We start from the raw sequence: 12,740 nt of genomic DNA on the forward strand, positions 1-12,740 counted from the left end.
CCCTTTGCTGCAAAGGGATAATGTGCACTTGCATGCCACAGCCGGTCGGGGGAAGAATTGACGTATCCCGGGATCTGTTCGCGGGCCCGGCGCGAACGACAGCAAGAGAACGATGAACGCTCCCTCGACCCATCTCGTCATCGCCGATGACCATCCCTTGTTCCGCGATGCGCTGCGACAGGCGGTGGCGGGCGTTCTGCCGGCGGCCAGGATCGACGAGGCCGGATCCTTCGAGGACCTGACCAAGCTCCTGGAACAGACCTCCGAGGTCGACCTGATTCTGCTCGACCTCTCGATGCCTGGGATCTCCGGCTTCTCCGGCCTGATCTATCTGCGCGCGCAATATCCGGCGATTCCGGTCGTGATCGTCTCCGCCTCCGACGACAGCGCCACCATCCGCCGCTCGCTCGATTTCGGCGCGTCCGGCTTCATCCCCAAGCGGTTCGGGGTCGAGACCTTGCGCGACGCCATCCTCAAGGTGATGGAAGGCGACGTCTGGGTTCCCGCCGACACCGATCTGTCGGCCGCGGCGGACCCCGACATGACGCGCCTGCGCGACCGCCTGGTGACGCTGACGCCGCAGCAGGTCCGCGTCCTGATGATGCTGTCGGAAGGCCTGCTCAACAAGCAGATCGCCTACGAGCTCGGCGTCTCCGAGGCCACCATCAAGGCCCATGTCTCGGCGATCCTGCAGAAGCTCGGCGTCGAGAGCCGGACGCAGGCGGTGATTGCCGCCGCCAAGATCGCCGGCGGCCAGTGGAGGCAGGGCACGCCGACGGGGTGAGGCGTTTGCTCGCTAAATCGCGGATGTCCGGTCTTGAGGGCGAAGCGGAATCATTCGGCTCGTTCAGGCTTCGCCGGGTTGTGACCCTGGCTGTGTGAAAAGCCACGAGTCAGCTACGATTCCCCCGTTTCCTGATGGGGGATACGGATGGGACGCTTCGTTGAAGGCGCGGACAGATCCCAGCTGACGCTCTTGCCGGAATGCCTGGAGGATTGGGTAAGCGAGGACAACGCGGTCCATGTGATCGACGTGTTCGTCGAGGCACTCGACCTGCATGGACTGGGGTTTGAGCGTGCGATCGCCAAGGAGACGGGCCGGCCCTCCTATCATCCGGCAGTCCTTCTGAAGCTTTACATTTACGGTTATCTCAATCGGGTGCAGTCCAGTCGCCGCCTGGAACGTGAGGCGTGCCGCAATATCGAGGTGATGTGGCTGATCGGGCGCCTGGCTCCCGATCACAAGACGATCGCCGATTTCCGGAAGGATAACGGTGCGGCGATTCGCAAGGTTTGTGCGAAGTTCATTACACTATGCCGGCAAATGGGCCTGTTGCAGACCCCAAGCGTCGCAATCGACGGCAGCAAGTTCAAGGCGGTGAACAACCGCGACCGCAACTTCACGCATGCCAAGATGGCGAGGCGGATGGCGCAGATCGAGGAAAGCGTCGGCCGATATCTGCGTCAACTCGATAGTGCCGATCGGCAGGAGCCATCGGAAGCAATCAGCATCAAGCGACGAGGATCAAGGAAAAGATTGCTCGGTTGAAACAGGAGATGAGCCGGCTGGAAGTGCTTGATGCGCAGATGCGCAACACGCCGGATCAACAGATATCGCTCACCGATCCGGATGCTCGTTCGATGGCCACCAGCGGACGCGGATCGGGTGTCGTCGGCTACAATGTCCAGGTCGCGGTCGACACTGAACATCATCTGATTGTTACGCACGAGGTCATAAACGTCGGCAACGACCGTGGGCAGCTTGCTCGGATGTCGAAGCAAGCCAAAGAAGTGCTCGAAATGGACAAACTCGAGGCGGTCGCCGACCGTGGTTACTTCGACGGAGAGGAGATATTGGCCTGCGAAGAGGCTGGTGTTGCCGTCACCTTGCCCAAGCCCATGACGTCGAACGCCAAGGCGGAGGGCCGGTTCGGCAAACAGGACTTCGCCTACCTGCCTGATGAGGATGTCTACCGCTGCCCATCCGGCCAGCTGCTGCCGTATCACTTCACCAACATTGAGCATGGAATGGCGCTGCGCCGTTACTGGTCGACGGCGACATGCCAAGGCTGTGCGATCAAGAGCCAATGTACGCCGTCCAAGGAGCGCCGGATCACGCGCTGGCAGCATGAGCATGTTGTCGAGGAGGTCCAGAGACGGCTCGATTCCAATCCCGACGCCATGCGGACGCGACGTGAGACGGTCGAGCATCCCTTCGGCACGATCAAAGCCCGTATGGGTGCGACCCACTTCCTGATGAAGCGCCTACGGAATGTCGCCGCTGAGATGGCGCTGCATGTTCTCGCCTATAACCTCACACGGGTGATGAACATCGTCGGCAAACCAAGCCTGATTGCAGCCATCCGCGCCGCCTGAAGCTCGAAAGTGCGTCCAAAAGCGCAATACCGCGTCGCGATACCTACTTTGGCCGGTCATTGGACGATCCGACGCGAGAACATCGGCCGCCTGCTTGATTGGCGACCACGGCCGCGTGCCGACCTATTTGTTTGCACACAACCAAGACCCTAAACGGAAACAAGGTGCGTGGTTTGCTCCCTAAATCACGCGGGCCGTTCGCCACATGGGGTCAAGCTGAAGAACCCGGTGTCGCCTTCGAAGGATGTGCAGAGGACTCAGTCGTTCAGAGATGAGCACGCGGCAATAGCCATCCCATGATCTTCTGATACGGATCGCGACGACTGCGGACGAATGCGTTCTCGTTCTGCTGAGCGGCGGTCCTGGCGAATTCAGAAATCCCCTCCATAGACTGCCGTTTATCCTTCGGAAGCTTCGCCCATTGGCGAATGATCTTCCGGCGGGCTTCGCGTTGCTTTTCCCTTACGTCAGGCATCGGGACGCTCCTTCAAGAGGATTATTCCGGTAGACCTAGTTTTGCTTGGGCTCACTGGAAGTTCAACGTCCAATCAAGAACCCTTAGCCCTCTTACAAGAACAATTTTGGTTCCTTCTCAAAGGCCGTATCCTGCGCAGGCTAAACCTGAACCAACCGATGATTAGGTGCCCAAACCAAGATTGGTACGGCTTGGTACACCCCAACTTGGTGTCCGCCTATACACGGGAGCGAGTCTCATATTGGCTTTGCAGGCCCGCCGCCCTAGAATTGCGGCGATCGCAGGACGGGCGAAATGCAGTATGTTTGCGACGCGCCGAAGGGCAAAACGTGGTTCCGTATCGAGACGGAAGGTGAAGCGGTGCATGAGTCGCGCCTGATGGGCCACACAGTTGAGAAATATTTCCGCCGCGAGCGGGAGAAGGCAGTCCAGTCCTGGCGTCCGGAGCGGCCCAACGCGATCGAGCGCGACATCGGCCTCGAGGCCCATGTACAGCGAGAGATGCCGCTTTTCCTCACGCTGCGCGACAGGGAGGGCAATGCACTGACTACAGCGATGCTGCCACCGGGCGGCAAGGACCGCGCCGGGTTCCGGATCATCATCGTTGCCGCATCCAATGCCGATCCTTATCCTCAGCAGGACGCGGCCATCGCTGCACTGGGAGCGCATTTCGGTCTCACACTCGATCGCAACCGCTGCTTCCCCTACGGCCGCTAAGGAATGACAAGTATCGCCGCTTGATTGGAGCGATGTCGGCTCATGGCCCAAGCCGCCCAAAATGGATGGGCAGGGCATGTCTGCTCTGCCCACCAGGTTCAGACGTCGACTTGTTCTGCTTTTGCGACCGCGTCGTCTACCTCAATTCCCAGATATCGAACAGTGCTCTCGATGGTGTGCCCCAGAAGCAGTTGCACGGCCCGCAAGTTGCCTGTGCGCCACGTTAGGTGAGGAATCCCGCTTGAGAGCATTTTGGTCGGCAATGCGTGCCCTGCCAGATGCAGTGATGGATCGTGACCGCTGGAGGACCCATGACGCACTGCGTCGTTCGTCGGACGCCGTGTTTCGCTGAGGTGTGCGTCGAATCGGCTCATTGCGCTCGAGCCGTCGACGTGAACCCATTGTTTTTCGGAGAGCGCACGATGAAGGCCTTGCTGCTGCTCGTGTTTGCCATGGTTGTCGTGGCCCAGGAAGCGATCGCTCAGGACGCACCAAAGGACGCGCAATGCGTCCGCGAGCGCGTCGCCATGGTCGAAACCATCCGGGCATACGCCCGATCCGCCGCCAGTGCGTTGGGACAACAAGGCCTGTCGGAGAGTGTTCTTGAGGCCATGGAGCAAACGAAACGCCATCTTTTCATCCCCGGGCAACCTTGCTCCATCGCATACGCGGACAGACCGATGCCGATCGGTCTCGGGCAGACCATATCGCAGCCGTACATCGTGGCCTTGATGACCCAATTGGTCGAGGTCGCGCCCGATCACGTTGTGCTGGAAGTGGGGACGGGTTCGGGATATCAGGCCGCCGTCCTTGCGCACCTGGCGCGAAAGGTCTGCACCATCGAGATCATCCCGCAATTGGCCGAGACCGCCGCGAAAACATTAAGAGACCTCGCGTATGACAACGTGAGCGTCAAGCTTGGCGACGGATACGATGGCTGGCCCGAATGCGGTCCTTTTGACGCCATCGTCGTGACTGCCGCGCTCGGGCAGCCACCGCCGCCCCTGATTGAACAGCTTAAAGTAGGTGGCCGGCTCGTTATGCCGGTGGGACCCGGTTACACCACTCAGCAGCTCACGGTCGTCGAAAAAATCGCCCCCGACAAGACGACGACGCGCGCCGTCGCCCTCGTGCGCTTTGTCCCCTTTACGCGTTCGCAAAACTAGCTCGCAAACGTCCCGTTCTTGCTGAGCCGGAATTTGTCTCGGTGGCTGGTGCGAATGCACGTTTGGAGCGGCCGCAATTGGCCCATCAGCCAAGTGGAAGTCCGACGATAGCCGCTTTTGCGCCGCTGTTGGCAGGCAAGCGGACATCGCGCGCGTTGTTCAAGAGTCGATCTTTTGAGATGCGCCCTGGACACCCCAAATCCTTGGGGTGCCCGCCGGGCAAAACAGCAACGGCTGGGTCAATCAGTCTGCAGCAAAATATTCCGCTTTACCGAAATTCGGATTTGTCGTATATGCCCCCGATCCCGATCCAGCGAAAAGGGGCGGTCGTACGTCGTCACGAAGCGCGGATCGGGCTGCGGTGGACGCATGGCGCCGTCGCGGATGTGAGACGCAGGGCGGGGTGATGGATTGAGCCGAACCCCGTGAGCGTTTCGCAAGCCGCGTTGTACGAACGGCGCTGCTGCGTACGGCAAAACCGTGTGGTCCTGGCCGTCGTTGCTACGGCCAAGTCTTGCGGAGGCGGCACTGGCGTCAACCGGCGCAGTGTCGGCGAATTCCGTGGGACGAGGGAGGCCAGAAGGAACTCGGCTCCCGGGAGCAACTGTGTTGAAGTAGACCGGTGATCGAGCGGGCTCAAGGCTGGCGCTGTGCGCCCCCGCCTTCGGCGGCTGACGGCCTTGACCCCGCCCGCTCACCGGTCTTCAGGCGGTGCATGCGCTCGGCTGAGGCCGAGCGGGTTCGCTCAGTTCGTAGCGGCGAGCATCCCATTTCTGGCGCCGGGCGATCATGGTGTTGAGAATGCCGATGAGCTTGCGCATGCAGGCGGTCAGCGCAACCTTCGGCTCCTTCCCTTTAGCGATCAGACGATCATAGAAGGCCATGATCACAGGGTTGTGCCGCGTCGCAGCGCCGAGGCAAGCCATGTAGAAGAGATTGCGAACCTTTCGGCGTCCACCTTTTACATGGCGATCACCGCGTCGCTTCCCGCTGTCGTCATCGTAAGGAGCTGCTCCCAACAGCGCAGCGGCGATCCTGTTGCTCACCTGGCCAAGTTCCGGCATCGCGGCGACCAGACCGGCGGATGTGATCTTGCCGAGCCCTGGCACGCTCTCGATGATCTCGGCAAGTTCGGCCAAATGTGGCGCGGCCTTGATCATTGCGGCGATCGCAACCTCGAGCTTGGCAACTTCGTCTGCGATCTGCTTTAACAACCGAGCCTGCATCTGCTGGACGATTTTGGGGGCGGCATGCTCGCCCCTATTTTTCAGGCTCGTCTGCAGATCGAGCAGGCTCTGGCGCGCTTTTACGACCTGCACCAGATTCTCGCGGGCCGTGTCATGGGCCTGATCTGGAGCATCGGTGAAGGTCTCGGCAAACCAGGCGATCATCTCCGCATCGATTGCATCGTTCTTGGCGAGTTGTCCGGCTGATCGAGCGAAATCACGCACGCGCTTGGGGTCGACGATCCGGGCTTCGATGTCGGCCTGACGCAGCGCCTTAGCCCACTCTCGCTCGTAACCGCCGGATGCCTCCATGACCGCCTTGGCAACCTTGTATTTGCGCAGCCAGCGGATCAGATCGCGCCGTCCTTCTGCAGTGCTAGGAAACGTCTGCCGTTGCGACACCGCGCGGATGCATGCATCCACCTTGTCCTTGGCCACATCGATCCCGACGACAACGCCACCGTTTTGTGCCATCATCCACTCCCTTCCTTGCTCGGTTCGGGCTCGAAGCCCATGCAACTGTTCGGGTTGAGGAAGACACCGGATCTGTCCCACGCTCCCGGACAGGCTCTCAAGGCCTTTGAGCACGGTCGGGCTCAGATCCAGCGACGGGCGGTTGGTCAGAACCGCCCGTTGGCGTTTTTTGGCACAATTTGCAGACACAAGAGCGCGGCATAAGCCGTCCAACCACTGCGCAGGGAAGGCCGTGTGTTCGGCTTCACCTGTATGCTGCTGTGCGGTTCTTCCGGCGTGTGCATTTCGCGCAGCGGACCGTGGGTGCTAGGTCAGCACCCGGCCTTCCCCATAGGCGTTAAGTTTATTCTTGAGTGTTGGAATCACACGTGATTCCAAGGCGGGATGGCAGACGAATCGCTTCTGAACGAGGACTGGACGAGAGTGGTTGCGCAGCTCGGCGGGGCTGCGCAGCTTGAAATAAGTGCGCGCCAGACGAAGGCTTTCGTGCGGCGGCGCCAAATTCCAGATGCGGTGTCGTTACTTCGGCTGATGCTGGCCTATTGTCTGGGTGAAAGAGGGTTGAGATCGACAGCCGCATGGGCCGCTTCTGTTGGCCTTGCCGACCTCAGCAGCGTGGCGTTGTTCTATCGCCTGCGTCAATGTGGCGATTGGTTTGCAGTGCTGGTGGAGGGCTTGCTGGCTGCGGCAGCCCCGAAGGCGAGCCGAGGCCGCCTGATCCGCATTATCGATGCGACGACAGTGCCTCAGGCAGGACCGGCTGCGCGCAGGAACAGTGAGCTTTGGCGCGTTCATAGTGCATTCGATCTGCCATATGAGCGCTTTGGTCACTTCGAGCTGACAGATCAGCAAGAGGGCGAAACGTTTGACCGGATACCGGTGGTCAAGAACGAGATCCGCATTGCTGACCGCGCTTATCTGCAACCTGACCGCATCGCCGCTGTCCGCGACGCCGGGGCAGACGTTTTGATCCGAGCGGGCTGGAAGAACGCACGTTGGCTTGATGGCAAAGGCCTTCCGTTCGATCTGATGGCCCAATTGCGTGCGGCGAAGGCGCACGGACTGATCGATCGGAGGATTTGGATCAAACGCAAGGACGGTGCGCCTCTGGCTATGCGTCTGGTCGCAGTCAAGAAGCCCGCCGGTGCAGTCGCGGCTTCGCGTCGTAAAGCCCGGCGCGACGCACAAGACGAAAACCGCGTCATCTCCAAAGAAACTCTGGAAGCCGCGGATTGGGTCATTCTGGTCACGTCGCTCGCACGGGACGAGTTCTCCACCAAGGATGTACTCGCGCTCTATCGACTGCGATGGCGCATCGAACTTGGCTTCAAGCGACTGAAGAGTCTGATTGGTCTCAAGACGCCACCTGGAACCGATCCGCGCTCCGCCAAGCCCTACTTGCTGGCACACCTCTTGATCATCCTGCTGCTCGAGCCGCTTGCCCGCGACTTCGAGGACTCTCCCCGCTGGATGCAGGCCGCCTGACGGCACCCGGCGCTTGGCGTGTTTTGCAACAACTCGTTGCATCCTTGCTACAAGCGATCATTCCACAACCAACCATCCGTTGCTTCCGCCGCAGAAAGCGAGCGCTTGGGCGGCACCTGCGCGAGCCTCCTCGAAAACGTCCGTATCAATCGATGCTCGCGCTACCTTAACGCCTATGCGGCCTTCCCTGCGCCCTTTTCTTTACGGGGGCGTGACGCGAAAGCAAGCCTCGGGCGGAGCACGTCGCGAGAGGGCGAAGGCATGTCTGCAAGTCGCAATGTCCATGGGAGGATCGAAATGTCTACCCTTGCTCGTCATTGCGAGCGCAGCGAAGCAATCCAGAGTCTTTCCGCGTCGGGATTCTGGATTGCTTTCGCTGCGCTCGCAATGACGAGTTCCTGGCAGCCGCGGCCCAGCAATCTCACAGCGGCGTGCGTTGACGTGGTTTCCCAAAGACCTAAGCAGGCCATGCTTTCAGATCCTTGCAAACGGGTTCTATGCCGGCCTCACAACTTCTCACAAGTCCAAACGAGCCTTTCACGGTAGGCGCTGATAGGCAGTTGCGCGACGACAAGAAGAGCCCAATCGAGCCACGCCAGTGTCGATCGATCTGACAACTCGGACGCTCATCAACAAGGCACCCAAAAGATGAAACAGATTATCGACCAGCATCGCCGCCGCTTCCTCGGCATCGCAGCCGGGACCGCCGCCGTCGGCCTCGGCGCGATCGACCTCGCGCGCGCCGAAACAGCGGCGCAGCGACCGTCAGCAGCGAATGCGTCCTTCGGCGCGATCAAGCAGATCGAGGCCGGTGTCCTCAATGTCGGCTATGCGGAGGCCGGCCCGTCGGACGGTCCCGTGGCGATCCTGCTGCACGGCTGGCCCTATGACATCCACGCCTTCGTCGATGTCGCGCCGATCCTGGCGCAGGCCGGCTATCACGTGATCATTCCTTACCTGCGCGGCTACGGCACGACGCACTTCCTCTCCAGCGAGACGCCGCGCAACGGCGAGCCTGCGGCGATGGCCGCCGATATCATCGCGCTGATGGACAAGCTCGATATCAAGAAGGCCGTCGTCGCCGGCTTCGACTGGGGTGCGCGCACTGCCGATATCATCGCCGCGCTGTGGCCGGACCGTTGCCGCGCGTTGGTATCGGTCAGCGGCTATCTGATCTCCAGCCAGGCTGCGGGCAACGCGCCGTTGCCGCCGCAGGCGGAGCTGCAATGGTGGTACCAGTTCTACTTCGCGACCGAGCGCGGCCGCGCCGGATACGAGAAGTACACGCACGATTTCGCCAAGCTGATCTGGAAGCTCGCTTCCCCGCAGTGGAAGTTCGACGACGCCACCTTCAACCGGAGTGCGGCGGCGCTCGACAACAGGGATCATGTCGCGATCACGATCCACAATTACCGCTGGCGGCTCGGGCTCGCCCAGGACGAGGCGAAATACGAGCAGCTCGAAAAGAAGCTGGCCGCAGCTCCGCAGATCGCGGTGCCGACGATCACGATGGAAGGCGACGCCAACGGCGCGCCGCATCCCGAGCCGAGCGCCTATGCCAAGAAGTTCTCAGGCCGATACGAGTTTCGCCTGATTACCGGCGGCATCGGCCACAACTTGCCGCAGGAAGCGCCACAAGCCTTTGCCAAGGCCGTCATCGACGCCGACAGCGCCTGAGCCTTTGTCAACACCTCGGTCCAGCCTTGCTGGACCGAGGATCACCCGTTGATCCCAGCTTGATGAAACATCATGACGCCCATCGAATCCAAAACGAAAAAGCACTCCTATGCCACGGCTATTACCTTGGCCGTGCTCCTTCTGGTCGTTCTCCTGACTTGCGTGCCATATCTGATCTCGATCGCTCTTGCTGAGGGGCTTGCGCAAAACGCGGCGGACGCCTCGCCGATCTTCGGCGTCACGATTCCGCCCGGCTATAAGCAGTGGGAACTGATCGCACCGGCCGAAGAGGCCGCGCCGCTCGACGAGCTTCGCGCTGTCGTCGGAAACCAGACCGCAATCGACGCGTATCGAGCCGGCAAGCTCCCGTTCCCCAACGGGACCATTCTGGTCAAGCGCGCCTGGAAGCGGAAACAGTCGCCGGAGTTTGCGTCCGCGACGATCCCCGGCGCCGCCACCACGGTCCAGGTGATGGTCAAGGATTCCAGGAAATATGCAGCGACCGGCGGCTGGGGCTTCGGCCGCTTCATCAACGGCAAGCCGGTCGATGAGGCCCAGCATCGCACGTGTTTTGCCTGCCACGACACCCGCGCCAAGGGGCACGATTACGTCTTCACCCGGCTGGCGCCTTGATCGCCGGCTGATTGTGAATCAGGGCACGGAGGGGAGCGTGGTCGTCGCCGGGGGAAATCGTTTCGATCAGGAGGCGCGTTGTTCCGAGCCCTGTCCGCCGGAGTCTCGCAACATCGATTTCAGCTGCGCACGCTGGACCTTTCCAGCCGCGCCTCTGGGGATGGCCGGTACAGGCTGCAACCGGACCCTTCCGGCGATGCCACGCCGGCGAAGAATATCTTGAAGTGCATCGGCATTGGCGTCTGCGCAGCCGACCGTTGCTATTAAGATGTCCGGATCCGCGTTTGTACTTTCGGGCTCGATGAGGACCGCAGCCGCATCGTCGGCATCCCACTCCAATCGCAGCAGGTGCTCGATCTCGTAGACGGGCGAGACCTCTCGCGCCGCTGCCGTCACAAAATCGGCCGGGCTGATGTCCGAGGTGCGCCCGACCACGAAGACCTCGCCCTCGGCGCTGATCCAGCCGACGTCGCCGTGATCGGTCCAGTCATCCTCGCCCCGGTCCGGACTCGGCTTCACGCGTGCCTTGACGATTCCCATCTCGCCGGGCGCACAGGGCTGCCCATCCTCGCGGAACGCGGCCATCTCGAATCCCGGCAAGACGAAGCCGATGAGTCCGGGCTTGTGCAGCACGTTGCTGGCAGAGGCCTCGGCGAGCACGCCGAGTTCCGAGGTGCCGTAGCGGCAGACGATGTTCTTGCAGAGGTGGATCGCCGCGGCTTCCAGCAGGGCGCGCGTCGGGATTCCGCCGGCGACCACGGTTGTACGCAGGCTTCGCAGATGCGCGCCCGTCTTCCGAGCCACGCGAGCCAATGCGACCAGTTGCTCGGTCGCGGTGTAGAGCATGTCGATGCCGAACAGTTCGATCATGCGGATCGCCTGATAGGGCGAGGTGGCGAAGCAGAGCGTCTTGCGGCTCGCAAGCGCGCCGCAGGCAATCCTGAAGCCGAATACCGAACTCAGGCCCGGCATGCACAGCACCAGACCGCAATTCGAGAACCCGACTGTCGAGCAGATCGAGCGGCCGAGCGCACCAACGCTGTGATGGAGCATTTTCGGAATGCCGGTCGAACCCGAGGTGAGGCTATGACGGCTGATCCGGGCCTCGCCAGAGAATTGAGGTGGCAGCGGATCGAGGGACGCTGACGGATCCAGCGCGAACCAGCCCTCCGTCACCTCGATGAACCCAGCGCCGGAGGCGAATGCGGAGGCCGCGAGTTCGTCGCCCAGTACGACGGCAGGCTGCAAACCTGCTCTGCTGTGCCCGCGGTCGATCGAGATCGCACGGACACCGACACGGAATAGCGCAAGACTGACGGTCATGTGGCGGATGGGATTTTCGATGCAGACCGCAACCAGCGAATCCGGGGCGAGATCGAGTGCAGCGATCCGGTGCGCGCAGGACGTGATCGCCTCCCCGAGCATTCCATAGGTGATGACCCGGTCCTCCATCAGCATGGCGGAGGCTTCCGGCTGCGCGCGTGTCGCGTAGAGGATGTGGTCGAACCAATCGTGCATCGCTTGGGCGCCCTGGTCGTGTCAGGCCTTGGCCTGACTGCCGCAAGCCTAGAACTTGCGATTGATGCCGATGCGGGCCAGCTGGGCGGTCAGATCGACCCTGGTGCTGAGGGCCTGGCCATAAGCGCCACTCGAGTCCGCGATGATGCCGCTGTTGAGCAGGCTGCCGCCGAAGTTGAGATAAAGATACTCGACTTTGACCGACCAGACGTTGGACAGGGCGTATTCCGTGCCGGCACCGATGGCGTAGCCGGTCTTGATGGCGGACCCGCCCCAACTGCCGGTGACGCCTGGCGGAAAGGAGATGCCATTGTTGTCGGCGTAGCTGGTGCCCGTGTAGAGGCGCGTTACGGCCAACCCACCGGTGACATAGACGAGCAGGTCCGGCCGTATGGTGGCGCCGATCCGGCCCCGAAACGTGAAGAGCCAATCGGTGTTCGCCCACGTGATGACCGTGAAGGGGACGCCCCAGCTTTGGTCAAGTGTACCGGATCCCCGCCTTGATCCCTGCAAACGAAATGCGCCGAAATCGCTCTCGAGCCCGAGCACGACGTCCGAGACCTGCCAATTGTAGCCGGCCTGAATTCCGCCGGTGAAGCCGGCTGCGTTGAAGGAGCCGCTTCCGGCCGCATTCACGGCTGCCGCGTCGCCCGGGAAAAACGGGCTGCAGAAGTAAGTAAAGAGAGCCCCGGGTGCCGGACCGCTGCAATCGGACACCGTGCTGGAGCCGAACTGGCCCCACGCGCCACCCATGTTCGCTCCGACGTAAGACCCGGTCCAGTTGTAGAGGGGGGTCGGAGAGGCCGCCAATGCGGGACTGGCAAGAACGACCGGCAAAACGGCTGCGCCGGACATCCAGTGATCGATGATCGTTTTCCTTGCCATGCGGCCGTACGGCCCCCGCCCGATTGGAACTCGCCCAAAACGGATAAGGCAAAAGGTGCTATTTGGATAGTTCCGGCGCGGGAACTCGAGTCGGGGAGCCGCTGATTA

Annotated in this window: 10 protein-coding genes and 1 pseudogene; 7 read left to right on the forward strand and 4 right to left on the reverse strand. The window is 61.6% G+C overall.

Going from position 1 to position 12,740, the window contains the following annotated elements; all coding sequences use genetic code 11:
* Nucleotides 1-112 precede the first annotated feature (112 nt).
* Together P6U29_RS04455 and P6U29_RS04460 are read left to right on the forward strand one after the other, a co-directional pair.
* The gene (locus P6U29_RS04455) at nt 113-784 is read left to right on the forward strand and encodes a response regulator (RefSeq protein ID WP_407116495.1); all 672 of its coding nucleotides are present in this window, start codon (nt 113-115) and stop codon (nt 782-784) included.
* Between the two features lie 147 nt (nt 785-931).
* Nucleotides 932-2,376, forward strand: a pseudogene (locus tag P6U29_RS04460) (IS1182 family transposase).
* A gap of 265 nt (nt 2,377-2,641) precedes the next feature.
* Here the strand turns inward: P6U29_RS04460 and P6U29_RS04465 are convergent.
* Nucleotides 2,642-2,851 (reverse strand): hypothetical protein, encoded by a 210-nt coding sequence (locus P6U29_RS04465; RefSeq protein WP_063707793.1) that lies wholly within the window; start codon nt 2,849-2,851, stop codon nt 2,642-2,644.
* Between the two features lie 294 nt (nt 2,852-3,145).
* On the opposite strand from P6U29_RS04465, the gene P6U29_RS04470 reads away from it, so the two are divergent.
* Nucleotides 3,146-3,568 carry a hypothetical protein gene (locus P6U29_RS04470; protein ID WP_407113140.1) on the forward strand — a complete coding sequence of 141 codons (423 nt, stop codon included), beginning with the start codon at nt 3,146-3,148 and terminating at the stop codon, nt 3,566-3,568.
* A 422-nt stretch (nt 3,569-3,990) separates the two neighbouring features.
* Nucleotides 3,991-4,734 carry a protein-L-isoaspartate(D-aspartate) O-methyltransferase gene (locus P6U29_RS04475; RefSeq protein WP_036017532.1) on the forward strand — a complete coding sequence of 248 codons (744 nt, stop codon included), beginning with the start codon at nt 3,991-3,993 and terminating at the stop codon, nt 4,732-4,734.
* Between the two features lie 704 nt (nt 4,735-5,438).
* Here the strand turns inward: P6U29_RS04475 and P6U29_RS04480 are convergent.
* On the reverse strand, nt 5,439-6,437 hold the full coding sequence (locus P6U29_RS04480) for an IS110 family transposase (RefSeq protein ID WP_407116496.1): 999 nt from the start codon (nt 6,435-6,437) through the stop codon (nt 5,439-5,441).
* A gap of 381 nt (nt 6,438-6,818) precedes the next feature.
* On the opposite strand from P6U29_RS04480, the gene P6U29_RS04485 reads away from it, so the two are divergent.
* From P6U29_RS04485 to P6U29_RS04495, 3 genes are all read left to right on the forward strand, one after another.
* Entirely contained in the window at nt 6,819-7,919 is a 1,101-nt protein-coding gene (locus P6U29_RS04485; RefSeq protein WP_407116497.1) for an IS4 family transposase, read from the forward strand.
* Nucleotides 7,920-8,567: 648 nt separating this feature from the next.
* Complete coding sequence (locus P6U29_RS04490) at nt 8,568-9,596, forward strand: alpha/beta fold hydrolase (RefSeq protein ID WP_407116498.1); 1,029 nt, start codon at nt 8,568-8,570, stop codon at nt 9,594-9,596.
* A 72-nt stretch (nt 9,597-9,668) separates the two neighbouring features.
* Nucleotides 9,669-10,229: a cytochrome P460 family protein gene (locus P6U29_RS04495; protein ID WP_407116499.1), complete on the forward strand. Its 561-nt coding sequence runs from the start codon at nt 9,669-9,671 to the stop codon at nt 10,227-10,229.
* A 66-nt stretch (nt 10,230-10,295) separates the two neighbouring features.
* Here P6U29_RS04495 and P6U29_RS04500 read toward each other — a convergent pair whose 3' ends face one another.
* Together P6U29_RS04500 and P6U29_RS04505 are read right to left on the reverse strand one after the other, a co-directional pair.
* The gene (locus tag P6U29_RS04500; RefSeq protein WP_407116500.1) at nt 10,296-11,747 is read right to left on the reverse strand and encodes an AMP-binding protein; all 1,452 of its coding nucleotides are present in this window, start codon (nt 11,745-11,747) and stop codon (nt 10,296-10,298) included.
* Between the two features lie 48 nt (nt 11,748-11,795).
* On the reverse strand, nt 11,796-12,632 hold the full coding sequence (locus tag P6U29_RS04505) for an outer membrane protein (protein WP_407116501.1): 837 nt from the start codon (nt 12,630-12,632) through the stop codon (nt 11,796-11,798).
* Nucleotides 12,633-12,740 lie beyond the last annotated feature (108 nt).

The sequence above is a fragment of the Bradyrhizobium sp. LMG 9283 genome (assembly GCF_045571415.1).
GTDB lineage: Bacteria > Pseudomonadota > Alphaproteobacteria > Rhizobiales > Xanthobacteraceae > Bradyrhizobium.